This window comes from Nocardia sp. CA-136227 (genome assembly GCF_050955695.1).
GTDB lineage: Bacteria > Actinomycetota > Actinomycetes > Mycobacteriales > Mycobacteriaceae > Nocardia.
Genome location: NZ_CP192081.1, coordinates 3,396,550 through 3,419,189, shown reverse-complemented (window position 1 = coordinate 3,419,189; position 22,640 = coordinate 3,396,550). Strand labels below are relative to the sequence as shown.

The window sequence follows — 22,640 nt, the reverse complement described above, 5'->3', positions numbered from 1 at the left end:
TCCAGTAAGGGTCCCCTGACCGAAAATGCGCGACCTGGGAATATGGCATCACATGTGAGCTGGCACACCCCATACATCCCGGCAATTCGGAAATCAGGGCCGGTCATGAGGGGTTCTGGACGGTGTGAACAGTGTGCTCGTAGTGGGTGGGACGGGAAATGTCGGCCGAAAAGTCGTCGCGGATCTGGCGGCGGTGGGGGTGCGGACTCGGGCCTTGGTCCGGGATCCGGCAGCCGCCGGGCTTCCCCCGGAGGTGGAGGTGGTGCGCGGCGATCTGTCCGAGCCGGACTCGCTGGCGACGGCCGCGGACGGGGTCGATTCCGTATTACTCATCTGGCCGTTCCACGACACCGAGAACGCCGAACGCGTGGTGCGGGCGTTGAGCGGACCGGATCGGCGGCTGGTGTACCTGTCGTCGACCACCGTGAACGACCAAGGGCCGCAATCGGATCAGATTCCGCTGGTGCACGCGGAGATGGAGGCGGCGGTCGAGGCGCACGCATCGGAGTGGACGGTGCTGCGCGCCGACACCCTCGCCTCCAATGCGCTGAGCTGGGCGGGGCAGATTCGCGCGAGTGCGGTGGTGCGCGGGTTCGCGGTCGCGCCGAGTGCGGTCGTGCACGAAGGGGATGTCGCCGCGGTGGCGGCGCGGCTGCTCACCGGATCCGGGCATGCCGGGCGGAAATACCTCGTGACCGGGCCGCGAGTGGTCGGACGGGCCGAGCAGGTGGAGGCCATCGGGGCGGCGCTGGGGCGTGAGCTGCGATTCGAGGCGCAGCCGCTGGACGTCGCGCGGGAGTCGATGACCGCGGCCGGACTGCCCGCGCACCTGATCGAGGTGCTGTTGTCGATGGCCGAGTTCCGGCCGCCCTCGGACCTGGTCACCAGCGTGGTCGCCGACCTCACCGGGCGGCCGGCGCGCGATGTCCGGGACTGGGCCGGGGAACGCGCGGCGGAATTCCGGTAGCCGACCGGTCGCTTGCCGGCGCGGGCCGGGGACGCGGGCAGGAGAAATTCGGCGGGCGGGCATAAGTTCGACGCTGATCGAATTAGTACTGAGAGGTGGGCGCACCCTGCCCGCTCTCCGCCGAACAGCCGATCCACGAAAGCCGGTGCCAGCATGCCCTTCGCCGTATCCATCCTCGACCTGGCGACGGTCGCGCCCGGGCAGACCGCGCGCGACAGCTTCCAGCACAGCGTGGCGCTGGCGCGGGCGGCGGAACGCAGTGGGTATCGGCGGGTCTGGTACGCGGAGCACCACAATATGAAGTCGATCGCGTCGAGCGCGACCAGCGTGCTCATCGGGTATGTGGCCGCGCACACCGAGAGCATCCGGCTCGGGGCGGGCGGGGTCATGCTGCCCAATCACTCGCCGCTGGTGATCGCCGAGCAGTTCGGGACGCTCGAATCGCTGTATCCGGGCCGGATCGACCTGGGGCTGGGGCGGGCGCCGGGCAGTGATCAGGAGACCATGCGGGCGCTGCGGCGCAATCCGGCCTCGGCGGACACCTTCCCGCAGGACGTGCTCGAATTGCAGGGGTTCCTCACCGGCAACAGCCGGATCCCGGGAGTGCAGGCGGTGCCGCGCGCGGAAGGTGTTGTGCCGCTCTACATTCTGGGGTCGTCGCTTTTCGGGGCGCAGCTGGCCGCGCATCTGGGGCTGCCGTACGCGTTCGCCTCGCACTTCGCGCCGGACGCGCTGCACCAGGCGGTCACCGAGTATCGCGAGCGGTTCCGTCCGTCGGAGCAGTTGGCCGAGCCGTATGTGATGGCGGGCGTGAACGTGTTCGCCGCCGAGGACCGGGAGGCAGCCGAGGAGCAGAAGACGATCTCCTATCGGGCGCGCACGCGGGCCTTCATCAAACGCGGCGCGGCGGGGATGGACTTCTCCGACGAGGAGATCGACGCGTTCCTGACCTCGCCCAATGGCCGTCACCTGGCGGCGATGACCACCTACACCGCGGTGGGCACGCCCGATGACGTCGTCGACTACCTCGAGGATTTCGCGGCCGGGATCGACGCCGACGAGCTGATCCTCGCCCACCACGCGCAGGGCATCGAGGATCGCGTGCGGTCGGTGGAGCTCACCGGGGCGGCCGTCGCCGCGCGCGAATCCGTCACGCCCCGAAGCTGATCGGGGCGCCGCGTCAGGGGCGCGGGATATTGCGGAGGTTGGATCGGGCCATGTCGACCATGCGCCCGACGCCGCCCGCCAGCACGATCTTCCCGGCGGCCAGGGCGAAGCCCTTCACCTGCGCGGCATCGATCTTGGGCGGCAGCGACAGCGCGTTCGGGTCGGTGACGACGTCGACCAGCATCGGCCCGGGTTCGGCGAACGCCTTGGTCAGCGCCCCGCGCACCTGGGCGGGATCGGTGACCCGGATCGCCGGCATGCCCACGGCCGCGGCGATCTCGGCATAGTTCGCCGGCTCCTGATCGGTGCCGTAGTCGGGCAGGCCGTCGACGAGCATCTCGAGCTTCACCATGCCGAGTGTGGAGTTGTCGAAGACCACGATCTTCACCGGCAGCCGGTGCCGCCACACCGTCAGCAACTCCCCCATCAGCATGGCCAGGCCGCCGTCGCCGGACAGCGAGATCACCTGCCGCCCAGGGAAAGCCGACTGCGCGCCGATCGCGTGCGGCAACGCGTTGGCCATGGTGCCGTGCCGCCAGGAGCCGATGATCCGGCGGCGGCCGTTGGGAGTCAGATAGCGGGCGGCCCACACATTGCACATGCCGGTGTCGACGGTGAAAACCGCGTCACTGTCGGCGATTTCGTCGATCAGCGACGCGACATACTCGGGGTGGATGGGGGTGTGGTGGTCGATGTCGTGGGTGTAGGCGTCGACCACGTTCTCGAGGGAGGAGACGTGGCGGCGCAGCATGTCGTCGAGGAAGGCGCGGCTCGGTTTCTGGTGCAGCAGCGGCAGTACCGCGTCGATGGTCGCGGCCACGTCACCGTGCACGGCGACGTCGACGATCACGCGGCGGCCGATGTGGGCGGGGTCGCGGTCGATCTGGGCGACGCGGCCGTCCTGCGGCAGGAAGGTGTCGTAGGGGAAGTCGGTGCCGAGCAGGATCAGCAGGTCCGCTTCGTGGGTGGCCTCGTAGGCCGCGCCGTAGCCGAGCAGGCCGCTCATGCCGACGTCGTAGGGGTTGTCGAACTGGATCCACTCCTTGCCGCCGAGGGCGTGGCCGATCGGGGCGTGCAGGCGCTCGGCCAGGGCCATGACCTGCGCGTGCGCGCCGCGCACACCCGCGCCCGCGAACAGCGCGACGGTGTCGGCGTCGTTGATGGCCTCGGCGAGACGGTCGACCTGGTCGGCGGGCGGGACGACGGTGGCAGCGGACCTCACCAGATCCGAGGGGCGGCCGCGGTTCTCGGCGTCGGCGCTGAGTACGTCACCGGGGACGACCAGGACCGAGACGCCGTGGCGGCCGAGGGCGGTCTGCATGGCGATGGTGGCCAGGCGCGGCATCTGGGCGGGGGTGCTCACCATTTCGCAGAAGTGGCTGCATTCCACGAAGAGTCGTTCGGGGTGGGTCTCCTGGAAGAAGCCGGTGCCGATCTCGCGGCTCGGGATGTGCGAGGCGATTGCCAGCACCGACGCGCCATTGCGGTGCGCGTCGTAGAGGCCCTGGATGAGGTGAGTGTTGCCGGGTCCGCAGCTGGCCGCGCAGACGGCGAGGCGGCCGGTGAGGACCGATTCCGCGCCCGCGGCGAAGGCGGCGCTCTCCTCGTTGTGGCAGTGCACCCAGTCGATACCCTCGGTGCGGCGCAGCGCGTCGACGAAGGGATTCAGACTGTCGCCGACCAGGCCGTACACCCGTTGGACTCCGGCGGCGACGAGGGCGTCCACCAATTGACTGGCAACCGAGTTCCGGCCCATCATCGCTCCGTTCGCCGTGCCGGGACCGAGCATGATCGAAGGTCACTGTAACCGAAGCAAGGGTGTTGGGTAGCTAGATAGTTGCTGATGCGTCCGTTTTCGCGGGCTTGCCGGACGCGAACCGGCGATCGGCGGGACGGGTCGCCCAGGAGACCGCCGTCAGTGAGGCCATGACGAGCAGGATCGGCACCTCGATGAGCTTCTCCCCGGTGGTCAGGTGCGAGGCGATGGCTCCCGAATAGACGAAGAAGGTCCCGGCATAGGCCCACTCCTTCACCAGCGGCAGCCGCGGGGCCAGCAGCGCCACCGCGCCGAGCAGCTTCCAGACACCCAGGATGACCAGGAAATAGGTCGGATAGCCCAGAGCCGTCACGACCTCGCGAACATTCGCGGTCCGGGCGACATCCCACCAGCCGCCCACCAGCAGTTCGGCGACGACCAGCACGGTCGAGGTCCAGTAGAGGAGAGCGCGGTCGGGAACGATTCGTGTGACGATGGTGTGTGTAGTCATGTCACCGCGACGTTCGGCGAGCACGAAATATGTCGGTCAGCGACTCCGGATCCCCCGCAGCCCGATTCGAGCGGCGGCGCGCCCGCCTGATCGCCCAGGCCTTCCGGATGCTCGGCGCCTCCGGTGAAGCCGAGGACGCGGTGCAGGACACGTGGATGCGATTGAGCCGCACCGATATCGACACCATCCGCAATCTCGACGGCTGGCTCACCACCGCACTCGCCCGGATCTGCCTGGACGTGCTGCGCGGCCGCCGGGTCGACGACCGGTTCCCGCTCGGGCCCGGCGCGCCGGAGCCGTTTCCCGAGGCCGCGATCCTGGAAACCCCGGAGGACCGGGCGATTCTCACCGACGAGCTGGAACGGGCGGTGCTGGTGCTGCTGCGGCGACTGCCGCCCGCCGAACGGGTCGCGTTCGTCCTGCACGACATGTTCGCGGTGCCGTTCTACGAGATCGGCGAGATCCTGGACCGGACGCCGAACGCGGCGCGACTGCTGGCGAGCCGGGCCCGGCACCGGGTGCTCGACGACGGCGACGGGCTGCGACCCGAGGCGCTGCGGGAGCACCGGATCGTGCGGGCCTTCCTGGCCGCGGTCCGGGCCGGGGACATCGAGGCCGCGCTGACCGTGCTGGATCCGGAGATCATGGTCTCCGCCGATCGGGTGGCCGCGCCCGGATCGGCGCCGGTCACCGCGCAGGGCACGCGTGTGGTGGCCCGGCTGGCGGCCGGATTCGCACGGCGCGAGGAGTTCTCGGCGGTCATTCTGATCGACGGGCGGCCGGGCGCGCTGGTGGTGTCGCACGGCGAATCGCCGGAGGTCATGGTCTTCACCATCTCCGCCGGGCGGATCACCGCCATCGAGGTGATCGCCGAGCCGGAGGTGCTGGCCCGCCTGCGGCTCACGGTGCCCGATTTCACCGCATGATCGGGGATCGCCCTCAGGGTGAATGCGCTTCGACGGCAACGGCTTCGGCGAGACTCAGGCGCAGCAGCCGGGCCATGGACTCCGACACCGTGTGCAGCGGCTCGTCGGTGCGGCGCACCCGGGCCAGGATGGTCGCGCCCTCGTAGGCCGCGACCACCGTGGTGGCCAGCCCCCGCGCCTCCCCCGGCTCCAGACCCAGCTCGATCAGCAGTTCGGCGAAACCGCGCGCCATGGCATCGAATGCCGAAACGCACGCCGTGCGCACCGATTCGACATCGCTGCCGCCGTCCAGGGCGGGAGTTCCGACCGGACAGCCGGTGGTCCAGTCGGTCTCGTCCAGCTTCCCGGCCATGAAATCGAACAGCGTTGCCGCGGTGCCGAACACATCGCCGGGGGCCTGCCGGATCATGCGGCCGAACAGCACCCCCGTGCCGGTGATGGCCGCGACCGCGATCTCCTCCTTACCGCCGGGAAAGTGGTGGTAGATCGACCCATACGGCAGCCCCGCCGCCTCACTCAACTTCTTCAGCCCGAATCCGTGGTAGCCGTGCCGGGCTAGCAACCCGGCCGCGGCCGCCTCGATTCGCCGTTTCGAATCGGACACCATTCATCCAGAGTATGAGCGGGGTCCGACACCGGCAGGGCGAATCGTGTTCGGGCAGTGGATCAACCGGGCGTGCGCGGCCCGGATCCGGGCCGGATCAGCCCAGGGCGGCGATGGCCGCACCGAGCTTGGCGGCGGCGGTGTCGGCCACCTCCTTCAGCCCGGGGTCGCCCGCGACCTGCACCAGCAGCTGCGGATCCATGGCTTCGACGAGCACCGCGCCGTCGCGTGAACGGTCCTCGCGCACAATCACATTGCACGGCAGCAGCAGCCCGATCTGGCGGTCGACCTCGAGGGCGGCGTGGGCCAGGGGCGGGTTGCAGGCGCCGAGGATGAGGTAGTTCTCCAGGTCGGCGTCGAGCTTCTGCTTCATGGTGGCGGTGACGTCGATCTCGGTGAGGATGCCGAAACCCTGCTCGGACAGGGCCTTCCGGGTGCGCTCCACCGCGGTGGCGAAATCGGTGTAGAGGGTGGTCGACAGGGCGAGGGTCATCACGCGGTCCTTTCCGTCGTGGGGCTGCCCGTCCGGGGCACACCCAGACGGCACAGGAGCAGGGTCACCGGACACCAGCCGGCGAACCCGTAGAGCAGCAGGTTGGCCGCCACGAACGTGGTCAGCAGCAGCCACCAGGGCGAGAACGCGAGCACCAGCGCGATGCTGATCAGCACCATGGTTCCGGCCAGGACCGGCACGATGCGGTCGATGGTCCAGCGGCGGGTCGCGGTCATATGACTTCCTTTCGATCCCGGCGTCAGGCGAGCGCCAGGAAGAGTTTCTCCAGTTCCTCGACCGTCATCGGCTCCGAACCCTCGGCCTGTTCGCCGGTCAGGCAGTCGCGCAGACCGGTGGCGACGATCTTGAAGCCCGCGCGGTCCAGCGCCCGCGAGACCGCGGCGAGCTGGGTGACCACGTCCTTGCAGTCGCGGCCCTGCTCGATCATGGAGATCACGCCCGCGAGCTGGCCGTGGGCGCGGCGCAGGCGGTTGAGGACCAGTGCGATGCTGTCTTCGTCGCCGATCATGAGGGTTCCTTCCCTGGGTTCGATGACTCCATCATACCCCTGGGGGTATGCGAGGGCCGTGAGAGCGGGCTCACCGTTTTCCCACGGCCCCACCGTTCAGTGCGCGAAGCTGATGTCCGGCAGCACCTTGCGCAACCAGCGTGGCGACCACCAGGCGGCATGCCCGGTCAGGCGCAACAGCACCGGCAGCAGGATCAGGCGGATCAGCACGGCGTCCAGCAGCACAGCCACGCCGAGGATGATGCCCATCTCCTTCGGCGGCAGCGGATCGGCCAGCGCGAAGGTGAAGAACACCGCCACCATGACCGCCGCCGCGGCCGCGATCACCCGGCCCGAATGCGCGATGCCGTCGATATGGGCCACCGCGGGATCACCCGAGCGCTCGTAATGCTCCTTCGCCGTGGCCAGCAGGAAGACCGTGTAGTCCATCGCGATGGCGAAGATCATGGCGAAGAAGAACACCGGACCCCAGCCGTCCAGGAAACCCTGCGGGGTGAAGCCGAGCAGGCTCGCGCCGTGCCCGTCCTGGAACACCAGCTTGGCCACGCCGAACGCGGCCGCGGTGGACAGCAGGCTGACGCCCGCACCGAGCAGCGCGATGAGCGGGGCGCGCAGGGCGACCAGCAGGAGCAGGAAGCCCAGCACCAGGATGATGCCGACGACCAGGGGCAGGTAGTCGTTGAGGGCCTGTTGCAGGTCCAGGTTCTCGGCGACCGCACCGCCCACCAGCGCGTCGGCCGGGAGGGCCGTGCGCAGGGAGTCGACGATGTCACCCATGGCCGGATCCGACGGATCGACGGTCGGCGTCGCCTGGATCATGACCAGTCCGCTGCCGTCGCCCGCGGGCTGCGGTGGCGAGACCATGCCGATCCGGCTGTCCGAGGCCGCGATTCGCGCGACATCGGCGGCGTCCGAGGCCGGGGCCACGATCTGCAGCATGCCCGGTGCGCCCAGCCCGAATTCGCGCTGCACCAGTTCGTAACCCTGGCGCACGGACGAATCCTCGGGCACCACCTGAATCGAGGGCATGGCCACCTTCAGGCTCGTCACCGGAATCGCGAGCGCGATCAGCACCAGCAGCGAACCGATGGCGAACGGCCACGGGCGGCGGTGCAATAGCTCCCCCCACTTGGCGAAGAGGGGCGAACGATGCTGCTGGCGCGCCACATACGGCAGCGAGCCCGCGTTCACGCGCTTACCCAGCGCACCGAGCACGGCGGGCAGCAGGGTCAGCGTCGCCAGCAGGACGAACGAGACCGCGAACATGATGCCGACCGCCATGGTGCGCACGGCCGGCGCGGGCACCACCAGCACCGCCGACAGGCTGACCAGCACGGTCAGGCCGGACAGCAGGACCGCCTTGCCCGCGGTGGCCATGGTGACCGCGACCGCGGTGCGCGGTGGGGTGTCGCCGCGGATGGCGTCACGGAAGCGCGAGACCAGGAACAACGCGTAGTCGATACCCAGGGCGAGTGCGAACATCATGGCGAAGTTCATGGCCCACACCGAGATCGGCGTGATCTGGTTGAGCAGCACCAGGCCGCCCGCGGAGGCGACCAGGCCGGTGAGGGTCAGCAGCAGGGGCAGACCGGCGGCCACCAGGGAGCCGAAGGCCAGCACCATGATCGCCAGAGTGAGCGGCCAGGAGAACATCTCGGCCTTCATCATGGCGTCGTGGTTGGCCTTGTTGAAGTCGCTCCACAGCGCCGAGGCGCCGGTCGGGTAGATGTCGAAGCCGTCGGCGGCGACGTCCTTCAGTTTCGGGCCGAGGTCGGTGACCGCGGTGACCATGTCGTCGGTGCTCGCGTTCGCGCCCGCCAGCAGGATGCCGGTGTGACCGTCACGGCTCACCGATTGACCGGGCGTGGGCGGGACGATCGCGCCGAAGCGGCTGTCCGCCTGGAGGACCGCGGTGAGGTCGGCGACCAGGCGCTGTGCCTCGCGGCTGTCCATCGTCGCGGTGTCGGAGTGGACCACGACCTGCACGGCGGCGGCCGAGTTGCCACCGAAGTGTTCCTGCGCGAGGTCGCGGACCTGCACGGATTCGGAGCCGTCGGCCTGCCAGCCCGCGCCCGCGAGGGAGTCGAACACCGAGGGAGCGGCCGCGCCGAGGGCCACCGACAGGAGCAGCCAGAAACCGAAAACCCAGCGGGCGCGGTCGGCCATGACCGCGCCGAGGCGGCCCAGGAGACCGCCGGGGGCGGCCGTGCTCGGAGAAGCGTCGGCGACGCCGACTGTCGTACTTCGCATCTGAGACTTCCTTCCATACCCCCTGGGGTATGTCAGGAACTATACCCCCAGGGGTATCTGACGCAAGCGGGTGTGACCGATGGCAACCATCGGGCACACCGTCGAACCCCCGCTACGGCCATGCGATCGGCGTCCGACCCGCGGCTCCGGACTAGGCTTCGGTCCTGTGGCGGTAGCGGAAGGCGCGGGGCGCAGAGTCATCGATATCGGACGCCGGGCCCTGGGCCTGGACGTCCCTGCCGCCGATCACACCGTCGCCGTGCTGCACAGCGTCGACCACGACGTGCCCGGCCTGGACCGGCGAGAAACCCTGCAGCTGATGCGTATCCGGCTGCTCGGGGCGACCGGCGCGGTCATCATGGCGATTTCTGCACTCGGTGTCGGCGCGCAGCCGGTGCACCAGAACCCGACCTCCGGGCTGCGGGTGCTCGGCTTCTTCGCCCGCGCGGGCACGTCCACGCTGGCCATGTGCATGATCGGCACCGTCCTGGTGATCATGGCGTGGCTGCTGCTGGGCCGCTTCGCGGTCGGCGGGTGGGGCGGGGATCCCCGGCACCGGCTCAGCCGGTCGCAGATGGATCGGACGCTGCTGCTGTGGATCATTCCGCTCAGCGTCGCGCCGCCCATGTTCAGCAATGACGTGTATTCGTATCTGGCGCAGAGCGAGATCGCGAACCGCGGCCTGGACCCCTATTCGGTCGGGCCGGTCGACGGGCTCGGGCTCGACAATGTGCTGACCAACAACGTGCCCAATATCTGGCGCTCGACCGCCGCGCCCTACGGGCCGCTGTTCCTCTGGATGGGTCGCGGGATCGCGCAGATCACCGGCGACAACATCGTGCTCGGCGTGTGGCTGCACCGGGCGCTCGCGCTGGCGGGCGTCGCCTTGATCGTGTGGGCGCTGCCGCGGCTCTCGCGCCGCTGCGGGGTCGCGCCGGTGAGCGCGCTGTGGCTGGGCGCGGCGAACCCGCTGGTGCTGTTCCACCTGGTCGGCGGGGTGCACAATGACGCGCTGATGCTCGGACTGATGCTGGCGGGGCTGGAGTTCTGCTTGCGGGCCATCGACGATTGTCCCGACTTCGATCAAAGGGCTTGGGCGCTGCTGATTTTCGGAGCCGTACTGATCACGCTGTCGTCGTCTGTGAAGATCATCTCGCTGGTGAGCCTGGGATTCGTCGGCATGGCCCTGGCACGACGGTGGGGCGGCGGACTCAAACCGGTGCTCATTGTCGGCGGGATACTCGGCGTCGTAGCCGTGGTCACCACGCTTTCCGTGAGCTACGCCAGCGGGCTCGGCTTCGGCTGGGTCAATACCGTCGGCACCGCCACCACCGTGCGCAGCTATCTGTCGCTACCGACGGCCATCGGAATCATCACCGGATTCGGCGGTGTACTGCTCGGGCTGGGCGATCACACCACCGCGCTGCTCGACATCACCCGGCCCATCGCCTCGCTCATAACGGGCTTTTTCATCGTGCGCATGCTCGTCGCCACGTGGACCGGGCGCTTGAACGCGATCGGCGCACTGGGGGTTTCGCTCGGCGCGATCGTGCTGCTGTTCCCAGTCGTGCAGCCCTGGTATCTGCTGTGGGCGATCGTGCCACTCGCGGCCTGGGCCAACCGGCCCGCCTTCCGGGTCCCCGCGGTCGTCCTGTCGGTGATCGTCTCCGTGATGGTGATGCCGCGCGGCGCCGACTTCTACGTCTTCCAGATAGTCGAATCGGCCATCGCCACCCTGATCGTCGGCGGCTCCCTGATCTTCCTCACCCGAAATGTGCTGCCGTGGCGCAATCAGCCGGGGGTGTCGGCTCGGTCACAGCAGCCCACGCCTTACGGTGTCTCTTCGTGACCGCAGCTTCCGGACCCGCCGTACGCGTCGACGGCGTGGTGAAACGCTACGGCGAGACCACCGCGGTCGACGGCATCAGCTTCGAGATCGAACGCGCGCAGGTGCTGGCCCTGCTCGGACCCAACGGGGCGGGCAAGACGACCACCACCGAGATGTGCGAGGGGTTCGTGTCCCCCGACGCCGGGAGCGTGCGGGTGCTGGGGCTCGACCCGATCGCCGATTCCGATCAGCTGCGACCGCGCATCGGGGTGATGCTGCAGGGCGGCGGCGCGTATCCGGGGTCCAAGGCCGGGGAGATGCTCGATCTCGTCGCGTCCTACTCCGCGAATCCGCTCGACCCGGCCTGGCTGCTGGACACGCTCGGGCTCAAGGACGCGCGGCGGACACCGTATCGGCGACTGTCGGGCGGGCAGCAGCAGCGGCTCGCGCTGGCGTGCGCGCTGGTCGGGCGGCCCGAGATCGTGTTCCTCGACGAGCCGACCGCCGGATTGGACGCGCAGGCGCGGCATCTGGTGTGGGAGCTCATCGACGCGCTGCGCCGCGACGGAGTCAGCGTGCTGCTCACCACGCACATGATGGACGAGGCCGAACAGCTCGCCGACCAGCTGGTCATCATCGACCACGGGCGGGTCGTCGCCCAGGGCACGCCCGCCGAGGTCACCTCGCACGGCGCCGAAGGTCGGCTCGCGTTCACCGCGCCCCCGAAACTCGATCTGTCGCTGCTGGAAGCCGCGCTGCCGGAAGGCTTCACCCCGCGCGAGACCGCGCCCGGCTCCTACCTGCTGCAAGGCGACATCACCCCGCAGGTGCTGGCCACCATGACCGCGTGGTGCGCGCGAATCGACGTGCTGCCCACCGACATTCGCATCGACCAGCGCCGGCTGGAAGACGTGTTCCTCGAACTGACCGGGCGGGAGCTGCGCGGGTGACCGAGACCGAGAACCGATTCGCGGCGGGCACCTTCTCCCCCGCGCCGCAGCCGACCACGCGCGCGAAGATGCTGGCGGCACAGACGCGCATGGAACTGATCCTGTTGCTGCGCAACGGGGAACAGCTGCTGCTCACCATGTTCATTCCGATCACGCTCCTGATCGGGTTGACGCTGCTGCCGGTCAGCGGGCTGGGCGAGCATCGGGTGGATCGGGTCGTGCCCGCCGTGATGATGGTGGCGATCATGTCGACCGCCTTCACCGGGCAGGCCATCGCCGTCGGCTTCGATCGGCGATACGGGGCATTGAAGCGGCTCGGGGCGACTCCGCTGCCGCGGTGGGGCATCGTCGCGGGCAAGTGCTCGGCGGTGCTGATCGTGGTGGTGTTGCAGTCGATCCTGCTGGGCGGCATCGGGGCCGCGCTGGGCTGGCGGCCGTCGCTGGGCGGGCTGCTGCTGGGTGCGGTGGTGATCGGGCTCGGGACCGCGACCTTCGCGGCGCTGGGGCTGCTGCTGGGCGGGACGCTCAAGGCCGAGGTAGTGCTGGCGCTGGCCAACATCCTGTGGTTCGTGATGCTCGGGACCGCGAGCCTGGTATTCATGTCCGACGATCTGCCGCGCGCGGTCAGCGTGATCGCGCGGATCATTCCCTCCGGTGCGTTGTCGGAGTGCCTGGATCGGGCGATGCGCACCGGCGTCGACTGGTACGGGCTGGCGGTGCTCGCCGGCTGGGGTGGTCTCGCGGGGTGGCTGGCCACCCGGTTCTTCAAGTTCGATTGAGTCCGAGCGTGTTAACGACACGCTGTAGTAGGGCGGGTGACGGGCCGCTATAGGCCCCCGCTACGATCGGTGCGTGCTGTCTCGCGCCTTCCAGCGACTTGCCGACCTGTTCCCGATGCCCTCCCTGCGGGTGCAGCGGCTCATCGCGTTCCTGGTCATCCTGTCCCAGGCCGGAATCTCGGTGACCGGTGCGGTCGTCCGCGTCACCGCGTCGGGCCTGGGCTGCCCCACCTGGCCGCAATGCTTCCCCGGCAGCTTCGTGCCGACCGCGGTGGCCGAGGTGCCGGTGGTGCATCAGGTCGTCGAATTCAGCAATCGCATGCTGACTTTCGTGGTGACACTGGCCGCGGCGGCGATCGTGCTCGCGGTCACCCGGGCGCGGCGGCGGCGCGAGGTGCTGGTGTACGCGTGGCTGATGCCCGGCGGCACCGTGCTGCAGGCCGTGATCGGCGGCATCACCGTGCGCACCGGACTGCTGTGGTGGACCGTCGCGGTGCACCTGCTGGCGTCCATGCTGATGGTGTGGCTGGCGACGCTGCTGTGGGCCAAGGTCGGCGAACCCGACGACGGCGTCGAGACCGTGCGGGTGCCGCGGCCGCTGCGGCTGCTCACCGCGCTGAGCGGTGTCGCGCTGACCGCCACCCTGATCGCGGGCACCCTGGTGACCGGCGCCGGCCCGCACGCCGGTGACAAGAGCGTCGAGAAGCCGGTCGAGCGCCTTCAGGTCGAGATCGTGACCCTCGTGCACCTGCACGCCGAACTACTCGTGGCCTACCTCGCCCTGCTGGTCGGTCTGGCCTGCGGCCTCGCCGCGATCGGGATGAACAAGACCCTCCGCAACCGGATGATCCTGGTGATCGCGCTGGTGTGCGCGCAGGCACTGGTCGGCATCATCCAGTACTTCACCGACGTTCCCGCCGTACTGGTCGCCTTCCACGTGGGCGGGGCGGCCGCATGCGTCGCCGCCACCGCCGCCCTGTGGGCCGCCATGCGGACCCGCACACCGCTTCCGGCGACCACTCCCGCAGCGATGGGTCAGGCCGCCGCGTAGTTCATCTACGCACGGCAGGATGGGGTGTGTGCCCGACCTGCTCGATGACGCTCGATTGGAACAGACTGCGGTAGTGGCGAACTCCGCCATGAACCGTGACCGTCGACTACCCGCCTACCGCCGTGAACTCGGCTTCGACCCCGCGGCCTGGCTCAGCGCCCGGCCCGGGCCGCAGCGGTGGCTCGATGTCGGATGCGGTAGCGCCCTGGCGCTTTTCGAGGCCGCCGAGTCGCTCTCGGGCCATGCGCGGGTCACCGGATTGGACCTGGTCGGCTACTTCGGCGGAACACCTCGCCCCGGCGTCGATCTCGTCACCGGGTCGGTCCTGTCCTGGGAGCCCGACGCCCCGATCGACCTGATCACCAGCGTCCACGCCATCCACTACGTCGGCGACAAACTCGATGCGCTGACCCGCATGTCGTCCTGGCTCGCACCCGACGGCCACCTCGCGATCAATTTCGACGCCACCGCGATTCGCGACGCCACCGGGTCCCCGTTGGGCCGTCGGCTCTCGACAGACCTGCGCCACAACGGTTTCAGCTACTCCGCCCGAACCCGGCGTCTGACCCGGACCGGCCACGGCGCGCCCCGGTGGGACTTCCACTACCTGGGCGCGGACCCGTCCGCCGGGCCGAACTACACGGGCCAGGAGGCGGTGACCTCCCATTACGCGCCCGGGCCGGTACCGGCCGTCGATCGCTGATCCCTCAGCGCAGAAAGTGGGTGAGGGCGGCTCGGACGGCGGGTTGGCGGCGGTCGGCGTGGAGTTCGAGGAGGGCGGCTTCGGCGACCATGCCGATCCAGAGGCGGGCGGCCTGGGCGGGGTGGGGCCAGGAGAGGGCTTCGAAGTCGGGTTCGGCGATGGTGGCGGTGAGGGTGTTGCGGGCGGTGACCTCGTCGGAGATCAGGGGGTCGGCGCGGACCTCGAGGAGGAGGGCTTTCACGCCGCGGTCGCGGAGGCAGGCGTCGAGGTAGGCGGTGGAGCCCGCCAGCAGGCGGGTGCGGCCGGGCGGGTGCGGGGCGATCGCGGCGTCGATATCGGCTTGCAGGCGCTCGTGGAATTCGCGGTGCAGGGCGAGGAGGTAGTTGGCGCGGGAGCCGAAGTGGTGGAAGAACGTGCCCTTCGAGACGCCCAATTCCGCGACCAGGACGTTGACGCTGACCCCCGCCAAACCCAGACTCTCGGCCAGCCGCAAACCGCTGTCGACCAGGGCGGCGCGAGTGCGCGCGGCGGAATCCTCCCGCAAATTCATATGGTTCAACCCTCACCGGGACCGCGCGCGATCGTGCCGCCTTGCGCGGCAGGCGATTCGGCACGACATCCCTTGCGTGTGTTTCGGACCGATTGTATGGTCAGCATATCTCACCGACCGACTGGTCAGTGAATGACCGATCGGTCAACACAATCGCATGAGGGGGTCCACATGCACACACTGCGAACCAAAGCCGGGGAACTCGCATACACCGACACCGGATCAGGCCCGGCGGTAGTACTCCTGCACGCGAACCTGCACGACCACCACGACTTCGACCCGATCATCCCCACCCTCGAAGCGTCCTACCGCGTGATCGCCGTCGACTGGCCCGGCCACGGCGCAGCCGCCCCGAACACCACGATGACCGCCGCAGATCTGGCCGACGCCCTGGCCGAACTCACCACCACCCTCGACCTGAAACAGGCCGTCTACCTGGGCAACTCGGTCGGCGCCTTCGCCGCCGCCCGCCTCGCCATCGACCACCCCGACCGCATAGCCGGCCTCATCCTCGTCAACGGCGGCGGCCTCATCCCCCGATCCCTCCTGACCCGAGCCTTCTACCGCGTCTACGGCTCCACCCTCTTCGCCCGCCGCCTACTCCCCCGCAGCATCCGCAACTACATACAGCCCCTGACCCCTGAGGACGAGGCGGTCATCGACCGAGTCACCCGAACCGCCCGCACCGAAGTAGGCCGAGCCACCTACTCCTCCCTCTGGCGCAGCTTCGCCTCCCCGGCCTACGACCTCACCCCTCGAGCCTCCGAAATCAAAGCCCCCACCCTCATCGTCTGGGGCGCCCTCGACCCCATAGCCCGCCTCCGCTACGGCAAACAAGCCCACCACCGAATCCCCGGCTCCGAGCTCCGCGTGCTCCCCACCGGCCACCTCCCCTTCTCCTCGGCCCCCTCCGACTTCCTCGAAATCGTCCTCCCCTTCATCGAATCCGCGTACAGCGTCGCCGGGAAGGCCGGGTAGGCACTCGCCCGTCAGGTGCGGTCGGCGGTGAGGATGTGGCCGTCGGCTCGGAGGGAGCGGTGTTTGCCTTCGACATTTGCTTCCACGGCCAGGGATTCGAGGTCGCGGTCGGTGGTGACGGTGAAGCCGTGGGTCGCGAGGAGGGTTGCCAGGGCTGCGGGGGTCCAGGTGGAGCGTTGGGGTTCGTGGGCCATCGGGTTGGGGCGGCCGGTGAGGGTGAGGAGGAGTTGCATGGCCTTGCGGCCGTATTTGTAGGCGCGGTTGGGGGTGGGGTAGGTGATGATCAGGCGGCTGGCGGGGGCGCTGCGCTGCGCGATCGCGCCTATCGTCGCGGTGACCTGGGCCGGGGTCAGGTAGGGGACGACGCCTTCCCAGATCCAGGTGGTGGGGACGGAGTCGTCGTGGCCGGCGGTGGCCAGGGCGGCGGGGAGGGAGTCCTTGGCGAAGTCGACCGCGACGAAGCGGATGTCGGCAATGGATTCGCGGTCGCCGAGGCGGGCACGCTTCTCGGCCTGGGAAGCCGGATGGTCGACTTCGAAGACGGGGGTGCCGCGCAGGTCGGGCATGCGCCAGGCGCGGGCGTCCAGTCCTGCGCCGAGGATGACGAGTTGGGGGTTGGCGGCGTCCAGTACGGCGGCGTCGATGGCGATGGTGCGGACGGCCATGACTTCGGCTGTGGCGGAGAGGAGTTCGTATTCCATGCGGGGGCCGAAGGCGGCGGGGACGGCGCGGGATCGGACGAGCGTGACGAGGCCGCGTTCGTCGTCGGTCAGGAGTTCGGTGGCGATCGGGTCGGAGAATCGGCCGATACCCAGTCGGCCGTCGGCGACGGCCCGGCCCTGGCAGACCAGGATGGCGGTGCGGCTCGCTGCGCGCTCGGTCACGAGATCATTATTGGCGGTGGGGAGGGATTTCGCGGAGCGGCAGGCCGAGAGCGGGTCAGTGAGACGGGGGCGGGGTGGAGTCTCACGGCGAGAAGAGGGTTGACAGTGCCCGGGTGGGGCGGGAGTTTGGCTGCTGTAGGTCAGGTCCGTCGTAGGAAAGGTCTCCCGGAGCAGTGAGCATCGAACACGCCAGCCAGTCCCCCGCCGAGGTCGTCAACGCGTTGTGCGCCGAATGGCTCACCGGCACACCGGAATCCATCGCGGAGTTCTTCACCGAGGACGCGGTGTACCACAACATTCCGATGGATCCGTTCGTCGGCAAGGCCGCGATCCTGGAGTTCCTGCGCGGGTTCATCGGCGCGTTCGGCGGGATCGAGTTCTCGATCCACCATCAGGCGGTCACCGGGAACATCGTGCTCAACGAGCGCACGGATCGATTCAGCCTGGGCGAGAACAAGGTCGAGCTGCCGGTCACCGGCGTGTTCGAGGTGCGCGACGGGAAGATCGCGGCGTGGCGGGACTACTTCGACATGGCCCCGTTCGCGGCCATGCAGGCGGGCGCGTAGCGGTCAGAAGCTCTGCCAGGAGGGCTTGTTCGCGACCGCGAAACGGTAGTAGTCGACGGCCTTCAGGTTCGCCGCGGCGGCCGGGTCGACGATGACGGTGACGTGCGGGTGCATCTGCAGGATCGAGGCCGGGCAGAACGCCGAGACCGGGCCCTCCACGGCGGCGGCGACCGCCTCGGCCTTACCATCGCCGGTGGCGATCATCAGCAGATGGCCCGCGTCGCTGATGGTTCCGAGGCCCTGGGTGAGCACGTGAGTGGGCACCTGTGCGAGGTCGTCGTCGAAGAAGCGGGCATTGTCCTCGCGGGTCTTCGGGGTCAAGGTCTTCACGCGGGTACGCGAGCGCAGTGAGGAGCCGGGCTCGTTGAAGCCGAGGTGGCCATTCGCCCCGATGCCCAGGATCTGCACCGAGATCGGGCCGTTCGCGGCGATGGCGCGCTCGTAATCGGCTGCGGCGGCCGGGATATCGGCGGCATTGCCGTCGGGGCTGTGCACATCGGCGTCGGCGAAGTCGACGTGGGCGGTGAACTCGTCGCGGATGAACCGGCGATAGGACTGCGGGTGCCCGGGCGGCAGGCCGATGTACTCGTCGAGCAGGAACGCCTGCACCCCGGCGAAACTCAGCCCCTCCTCCCGGTGCTGCCGGATCAGCTCCCGATACGCGCCCAGCGGCGAGGACCCCGTGGCCAGACCGATGGCGCGGGCTCCGCGGCGGACGTGGTCGGCCATGATGCGGCCGGCCAGGACACCCGCCTCGGCGGCGTTGTCGGTGATCACGAGTTCCATATCGCTCCGTTCTTGTACACGCTCACGGGGTCCAGGAAGTGGTCCGTGACCAGCAGGTCGGCGCGCATCCCCGCCGACAGCGCGCCGAGGTCACCGGCCAGGCCGAGCAGCCGGGCGGGGGTGGCGCAGGCGGCGGTCACGGCCGCGGTCAGGTCGACACCGGCCTGGAAGACTGTGCGGCGCAGCACATCCGACGCGGTGGCGGTGCCTCCGGCGATCGGGCCCTCACCGTGCGGGTCGTAGATGCGCGAGACGCCGTCCTTCACGACGACGTCCAGACTGCCCAGCTGGTAGCGGCCGTCGGGCTGCCCCGCGGCGGCCATCGCATCGGTGATGAGGGCCAGGTTGTCGGGGCCGATGGTGTCGAACACCATGCGCACGACCCCGTCGGCCAGATGCACGCCGTCACCGATCACCTCGGCCACCACGTCCCCGCGTCCGGCGGCGGCCATGGCGGCGGTGAGGAAGTTGGCGTCGCGGTGCGCCAGCTCGGGCATGGCATTGAACAGGTGGGTGATCGACACCCGCCGCCCGCGCCGCAGCGCGTGCACCGACCGCGCGTAGTCGGCGACGGTGTGTCCCAGGGAGAGAATCACATTCGCGTCGGCGAGTACGCTGGCGACCTTGTCGAAATTGGCGGTTTCCGGGGCCACGGTCACCGACAGGATGCGCCCGCCCGCGTAGTCCAGCAGCCGCTCCAGCAATGCCGGATCACCGGGCACGATGCGGTCCGGGTCGTGGGCCCCGCGCCGGTGCTCGCTGATGAACGGGCCCTCCAGGTGGATTCCGGCGAGCAGTCCCGCGTCCACGGCGGTGCCGAGCACGTCGATGCGGTCACGCAGTTCGGCTTCGGTGGCCGATACCAGCGAGGCGACCAGGGTGGTGGTGCCGCGCCCGCGGTGGTAGCGGGCAGCGGCGGCCACGCCCGCGGCATCGGTTTCCGGGAAGCCGAATCCGCCGCCGCCGTGGCAGTGCACGTCGATCAACCCCGGCAGGATGATCGGCGACCGGTCATCGGTCTCCGGCAGCTCACCGTCGAATTCCGCTGCCGGACCGACGTAGTCGAGAAAAGGACCGTCGAACGACACCACCCCGTCGGCGAGCTCGCCCACCTCGGTGAGTGTGACGACCCGGCCGCGCAGGGTGGTCCTCACGTATCCGCCCCCAGGGCGGCTCGCGCGGCCGATAAGGCGTCCGCGGCGGTCCGAGCCGACAGCACCGCCGCCGCGGCGGCTGCACAGTGGGCCCGGGTCACCGACGCGAGCCGGGCGCGCACCCCGGCGAGGGAGCGCGGCGCCATGGACAGCGTCTCGACCCCGAGACCCACCAGCACACAGGCGAAGTCGGGATTGGACGCGGATTCCCCGCAGACCCCGACCTTCACGCCCCGCTTCGCGGCCCCGGCCACCGCCTGGGCGATGGTCGCGGCCAGCGCGGGCTGCCACGGATCGTGCAGTGCCGCCACCGCCGCGGACATCCGGTCCGCGCCGAACAGGTACTGCGACAGGTCGTTGGTCCCGATGGAGAAGAACTCCACCTCCGCCCCGAGCTGCTCGGAACGCAGTGCGGCGGCGGGAATCTCGATCATGATGCCGGGCGTCTCGAGCCCGGCTTCGCGGGCGCGGGCGGCGAAGTAGGCCGCCTCCTCCACGGTGGCGACCATCGGCGCCATGACCTTGACCGGGGTCCCGGTCTGCTCGACCGCGGCCTCGATCGCGGCCAGCTGGCCGAGCAGCGTCCCCTCATCGACGCTGCTCAACCGCAGTCCGCGCACACCCAGCGCCGGGTTGTCCTCGTCCGGCAGGTCGAGGTACGGCAGCGGCTTGTCCGAGCCCGCGTCGAGGGTGCGGACGATGACCGGTCGGTCGCCCATGACGCGGAAGAGCTCCGCGTATTGCTCGGTCTGCTCGGCCACGGTGGGCGCGGATTTCCGGTCCAGGAACAGGAATTCGGTCCGGAACAGGCCGACGCCCTCGGCCCCGAGTTCGACGGCGAGCCGCGCATCGGCGGCGGAGCCGACATTGGCGAGCAGCGGCACCGCGTGCCCGTCGGACGTGCGCCCCGGACCGGTCGGCGCGTCCGCCTGACGCGCCCGAAAAGCCGCGACTTCCTGGCGACGGGCCGCGCTCGGCTCGAGCTCCACCACACCGCCGGTCCCGTCCAGCACGATCTCGGTGCCCTCGGCGATCCCGACCGCCTCCGGCGCGGCGACCACGGCCGGAATACCCAGGGCCTTGGCCAGAATCGCGGTGTGCGAGGTGGGCCCGCCCGCCACCGTGAGCAGTCCGATCACCCGCTCCGGATCCAGCGTCGCGGTGTCCGCGGGCGCGAGATCCTGGGCGGCGAGAATGAAAGGCGTTGCGCTGTCCGGGATTCCGGGCGGATCCATACCCAGCAGTTCCGCGACCACCCGCTGCCCCACGTCGCGCAGGTCCGAGGCCCGTTCGGCCATCATCCCGCCGAGCGCGGTCAGCTGTTCCCCGAAGTGCGCGACGGCCTGGGTGACGGAGTGCGCGGTCGGCGTCCCGCCCCGGATCTCGGCGCGCACCTGGTCCAGCAGGGCCGGGTCGGCGGCCAGCGCGGAGGTCATGAACAGGATGTCGGCCGCGGGCCCGGCGGCCTCGAGCGCCTGCGCGGAGTATCGACCCGCGACGGTCTCGAAAGCGGTTTCCGCGCGAGCGATCTCGGCCTCGACGTCGCTCCCGGGTGCGTCGTCCGGGCTGGTGACGGGCGCGGCGGCCAGCCACTTCACCGATCCGATCGCGATCCCGGGGGCGGCGGCGACGCCGCGCACCTCACGCGTCAAGATCTGTCTCCAGCATCGAGACCAGTTTATCGAGGGCCGCCTCGGAGCCCTCCTCGGCGTGCAGGGTGACGGTGTCGCCCTGTTCCGCGCCGAGGGTCATGATCTGGAGCAGCGAGTTGGCGGCGACGGGATCCTTGCCCTCCTTCGAGATCTTCACGGGCACACCGGCCTCCCCGGCGGCCTTGGCGAACAGGGCAGCGGGCCGAGCGTGCAGTCCGGTCTTCGAGGCGATGACGGCGGTTCGGGTGATCATGCTGCGATGTTCTCCTTCTCGATTTCGGACTCGTCCGGTTCCCGGCCGGGTGTCGGCAGGTTCCAGCGCTTGATGATGAAGCTGAAGGTGACGTAGTACAGCGCCGCGTACCCGAGTCCGATCGGGATCAGCAGCAGCGGATGGGTGGCCTTGCCGAAGTTCAGCAGGTAGTCGATGGCGCCGGCCGAGAAGGTGAAGCCGTCGTGGATGCCCAGCGCGTTGGTCAGCGCCAGCGCGGATCCGGTGAAGAGGGCGTGGAGCAGCAGCAGCGGCCACGCCACGAAGATGAACGAGAACTCCAGCGGCTCGGTGATTCCGGTGAGGAACGCGGTCAGACCGGTGGACAGCATGATGCCGCCGATCATCTTGCGGTTCTCCGGGCGCGCGTGCCGCCAGATGGCGATGGCCGCGGCGGGCAGGCCGAACATCATGATCGGGAAGAAGCCGGTCATGAAGGTGCCCGCGGACGGGTCGCCGGCCAGGAAGCGCGGGATGTCGCCGTGGGCGCCGTGGTAGTCGCCGATCACGAACCACACCACCGAGTTGATGATGTGATGCAGGCCCAGCGGCAGCAGCATGCGGTTGGCGAAGCCGAACACGCCGCCACCGGCGACCGAGTTGTCGGCGACGGTGGTGCCCAGCCAGGTGAGCGCGGCATTGAAGGCCGGGTAGATGAACGACATGAGCACGCCGATGACGACCGCGGCGCACGCGGTGAGGATGGGCACCAGGCGGCGGCCGGAGAAGAAGCCGAGGTAGTCGGGCAGCTGGGTGCGGTGGAAGCGGGTCCACAGCGAGGCCGCGGTCAGACCCATCACGATGCCGCCGAGGACACCGAAGTTCACCAGTTGTGAGGCCTTGGCGGTGGCCATGTCGGCCACGACGGGGCAATCCCAGTGCGCCGCACGGAACAACCAGCCCAGCACCGGACCACAGCTACCATCCAGCACCACCGGCGACATGGCCTTCAGGACACCGGTGAAGGCGAGGTATCCGACCACCGCGGCCAGTGCCGTGGACCCGTCGGACTTCTTCGCCCAGCCGATGGCGATACCCACCGCGAACAGCAGTGGAAGGTTGTCGATCAGGGTCCCGCCCGCGCCCGCGAGCACCGCGGCAACCGAGTGCAGGGGCGAGAATCGGCCGAGCATGTCGTCCTGTCCCAGCCTCAACAAAAGGCCCGCGGCAGGTAGCGTGGCAATCGGCAGCATCAAGCTGCGGCCGAGCTTCTGCAGTCCGGATAGATCGAGCTTCTTACGAGAGCTCTCGGCGGCGGAATCGGCCATGGCGGGTCCTCAGATCA

General features: G+C 69.6%; 24 protein-coding genes. 10 read left to right on the top strand and 14 right to left on the bottom strand.

What is annotated here, in order from left to right:
* Window positions 1-142: 142 nt before the first annotated feature.
* Together ACQP06_RS15825 and ACQP06_RS15820 are read left to right on the top strand one after the other, a co-directional pair.
* Window positions 143-967 carry an NAD(P)H-binding protein gene (locus ACQP06_RS15825; RefSeq protein ID WP_433672885.1) on the top strand — a complete coding sequence of 275 codons (825 nt, stop codon included), beginning with the start codon at window positions 143-145 and terminating at the stop codon, window positions 965-967.
* 153 nt (window positions 968-1,120) lie between these two features.
* Complete coding sequence (locus ACQP06_RS15820) at window positions 1,121-2,134, top strand: LLM class flavin-dependent oxidoreductase (protein WP_433672884.1); 1,014 nt, start codon at window positions 1,121-1,123, stop codon at window positions 2,132-2,134.
* A 13-nt stretch (window positions 2,135-2,147) separates the two neighbouring features.
* Here the strand turns inward: ACQP06_RS15820 and ACQP06_RS15815 are convergent, their stop codons facing one another.
* Both ACQP06_RS15815 and ACQP06_RS15810 read right to left on the bottom strand, forming a co-directional pair.
* Window positions 2,148-3,890 carry a pyruvate dehydrogenase gene (locus tag ACQP06_RS15815; protein WP_433672883.1) on the bottom strand — a complete coding sequence of 581 codons (1,743 nt, stop codon included), beginning with the start codon at window positions 3,888-3,890 and terminating at the stop codon, window positions 2,148-2,150.
* A 73-nt stretch (window positions 3,891-3,963) separates the two neighbouring features.
* Complete coding sequence (locus ACQP06_RS15810; RefSeq protein ID WP_433672882.1) at window positions 3,964-4,401, bottom strand: DoxX family protein; 438 nt, start codon at window positions 4,399-4,401, stop codon at window positions 3,964-3,966.
* Between the two features lie 29 nt (window positions 4,402-4,430).
* On the opposite strand from ACQP06_RS15810, the gene ACQP06_RS15805 reads away from it, so the two are divergent.
* Window positions 4,431-5,327, top strand: coding sequence for a sigma-70 family RNA polymerase sigma factor (locus ACQP06_RS15805; protein ID WP_433672881.1), 897 nt, complete (start codon window positions 4,431-4,433; stop codon window positions 5,325-5,327).
* Window positions 5,328-5,340: 13 nt separating this feature from the next.
* Here ACQP06_RS15805 and ACQP06_RS15800 read toward each other — a convergent pair whose 3' ends face one another.
* From ACQP06_RS15800 to ACQP06_RS15780, 5 genes are all read right to left on the bottom strand, one after another.
* Complete coding sequence (locus tag ACQP06_RS15800) at window positions 5,341-5,934, bottom strand: TetR/AcrR family transcriptional regulator (protein ID WP_379277389.1); 594 nt, start codon at window positions 5,932-5,934, stop codon at window positions 5,341-5,343.
* Window positions 5,935-6,028: 94 nt separating this feature from the next.
* Window positions 6,029-6,424 carry a DUF302 domain-containing protein gene (locus ACQP06_RS15795; RefSeq protein WP_433672880.1) on the bottom strand — a complete coding sequence of 132 codons (396 nt, stop codon included), beginning with the start codon at window positions 6,422-6,424 and terminating at the stop codon, window positions 6,029-6,031.
* Window positions 6,424-6,660 (bottom strand): YgaP family membrane protein, encoded by a 237-nt coding sequence (locus ACQP06_RS15790; RefSeq protein WP_433672879.1) that lies wholly within the window; start codon window positions 6,658-6,660, stop codon window positions 6,424-6,426. The genes ACQP06_RS15795 and ACQP06_RS15790 overlap by 1 nt, the downstream gene beginning before the upstream one ends.
* 23 nt (window positions 6,661-6,683) lie before the next feature.
* Complete coding sequence (locus tag ACQP06_RS15785; RefSeq protein ID WP_213556139.1) at window positions 6,684-6,953, bottom strand: metal-sensitive transcriptional regulator; 270 nt, start codon at window positions 6,951-6,953, stop codon at window positions 6,684-6,686.
* A 96-nt stretch (window positions 6,954-7,049) separates the two neighbouring features.
* Window positions 7,050-9,203, bottom strand: coding sequence for an MMPL family transporter (locus ACQP06_RS15780; protein WP_433672878.1), 2,154 nt, complete (start codon window positions 9,201-9,203; stop codon window positions 7,050-7,052).
* 166 nt (window positions 9,204-9,369) lie between these two features.
* Between ACQP06_RS15780 and mptB the strand changes: the two genes are divergently transcribed.
* The 5 genes from mptB to ACQP06_RS15755 all read left to right on the top strand — a co-directional run bounded on the left by mptB (window position 9,370) and on the right by ACQP06_RS15755 (window position 14,514).
* Complete coding sequence (gene mptB / locus ACQP06_RS15775; RefSeq protein ID WP_433672877.1) at window positions 9,370-11,052, top strand: polyprenol phosphomannose-dependent alpha 1,6 mannosyltransferase MptB; 1,683 nt, start codon at window positions 9,370-9,372, stop codon at window positions 11,050-11,052.
* A complete protein-coding gene (locus tag ACQP06_RS15770) occupies window positions 11,049-11,981 on the top strand; it encodes an ABC transporter ATP-binding protein (protein WP_433672876.1) in 933 nt (310 codons plus the stop codon). The genes mptB and ACQP06_RS15770 overlap by 4 nt, the downstream gene beginning before the upstream one ends.
* The gene (locus ACQP06_RS15765; protein WP_433672875.1) at window positions 11,978-12,760 is read left to right on the top strand and encodes an ABC transporter permease; all 783 of its coding nucleotides are present in this window, start codon (window positions 11,978-11,980) and stop codon (window positions 12,758-12,760) included. The genes ACQP06_RS15770 and ACQP06_RS15765 overlap by 4 nt, the downstream gene beginning before the upstream one ends.
* Before the next feature lie 73 nt (window positions 12,761-12,833).
* The gene (locus ACQP06_RS15760; protein WP_433672874.1) at window positions 12,834-13,811 is read left to right on the top strand and encodes a COX15/CtaA family protein; all 978 of its coding nucleotides are present in this window, start codon (window positions 12,834-12,836) and stop codon (window positions 13,809-13,811) included.
* Between the two features lie 73 nt (window positions 13,812-13,884).
* Window positions 13,885-14,514 carry a class I SAM-dependent methyltransferase gene (locus ACQP06_RS15755; RefSeq protein WP_433672873.1) on the top strand — a complete coding sequence of 210 codons (630 nt, stop codon included), beginning with the start codon at window positions 13,885-13,887 and terminating at the stop codon, window positions 14,512-14,514.
* A 4-nt stretch (window positions 14,515-14,518) separates the two neighbouring features.
* Here ACQP06_RS15755 and ACQP06_RS15750 read toward each other — a convergent pair whose 3' ends face one another.
* Window positions 14,519-15,064: a TetR/AcrR family transcriptional regulator gene (locus ACQP06_RS15750; RefSeq protein WP_433672872.1), complete on the bottom strand. Its 546-nt coding sequence runs from the start codon at window positions 15,062-15,064 to the stop codon at window positions 14,519-14,521.
* Window positions 15,065-15,235: 171 nt separating this feature from the next.
* Here ACQP06_RS15750 and ACQP06_RS15745 point away from each other — a divergent pair, with 171 nt between their 5' ends.
* Entirely contained in the window at window positions 15,236-16,042 is an 807-nt protein-coding gene (locus tag ACQP06_RS15745; protein ID WP_433672871.1) for an alpha/beta fold hydrolase, read from the top strand.
* 11 nt (window positions 16,043-16,053) lie between these two features.
* Here the strand turns inward: ACQP06_RS15745 and ACQP06_RS15740 are convergent, their stop codons facing one another.
* Entirely contained in the window at window positions 16,054-16,926 is an 873-nt protein-coding gene (locus ACQP06_RS15740) for a class I SAM-dependent methyltransferase (RefSeq protein ID WP_433672870.1), read from the bottom strand.
* Window positions 16,927-17,099: 173 nt separating this feature from the next.
* Between ACQP06_RS15740 and ACQP06_RS15735 the strand changes: the two genes are divergently transcribed.
* Complete coding sequence (locus ACQP06_RS15735; protein WP_433672869.1) at window positions 17,100-17,492, top strand: limonene-1,2-epoxide hydrolase family protein; 393 nt, start codon at window positions 17,100-17,102, stop codon at window positions 17,490-17,492.
* 3 nt (window positions 17,493-17,495) lie between these two features.
* Here the strand turns inward: ACQP06_RS15735 and nagB are convergent, their stop codons facing one another.
* Genes nagB through ACQP06_RS15710 form a run of 5 tightly spaced genes read right to left on the bottom strand, consistent with a single transcriptional unit; the run spans window position 17,496 to window position 22,623 of the window.
* Window positions 17,496-18,278: a glucosamine-6-phosphate deaminase gene (nagB, locus tag ACQP06_RS15730; RefSeq protein ID WP_433672868.1), complete on the bottom strand. Its 783-nt coding sequence runs from the start codon at window positions 18,276-18,278 to the stop codon at window positions 17,496-17,498.
* The gene (locus ACQP06_RS15725) at window positions 18,266-19,432 is read right to left on the bottom strand and encodes an N-acetylglucosamine-6-phosphate deacetylase (RefSeq protein WP_433672867.1); all 1,167 of its coding nucleotides are present in this window, start codon (window positions 19,430-19,432) and stop codon (window positions 18,266-18,268) included. The genes nagB and ACQP06_RS15725 overlap by 13 nt, the downstream gene beginning before the upstream one ends.
* A complete protein-coding gene (ptsP, locus tag ACQP06_RS15720) occupies window positions 19,429-21,084 on the bottom strand; it encodes a phosphoenolpyruvate--protein phosphotransferase (RefSeq protein ID WP_433672866.1) in 1,656 nt (551 codons plus the stop codon). Before ptsP ends, ACQP06_RS15725 begins: the two co-directional genes overlap by 4 nt.
* Window positions 21,074-21,337 carry an HPr family phosphocarrier protein gene (locus tag ACQP06_RS15715; protein ID WP_357083026.1) on the bottom strand — a complete coding sequence of 88 codons (264 nt, stop codon included), beginning with the start codon at window positions 21,335-21,337 and terminating at the stop codon, window positions 21,074-21,076. Before ACQP06_RS15715 ends, ptsP begins: the two co-directional genes overlap by 11 nt.
* Window positions 21,334-22,623, bottom strand: a complete 1,290-nt coding sequence (locus ACQP06_RS15710; RefSeq protein WP_433672865.1) for a PTS transporter subunit EIIC — start codon at window positions 22,621-22,623, stop codon at window positions 21,334-21,336. Before ACQP06_RS15710 ends, ACQP06_RS15715 begins: the two co-directional genes overlap by 4 nt.
* Between the last annotated feature and the right edge of the window lie 17 nt (window positions 22,624-22,640).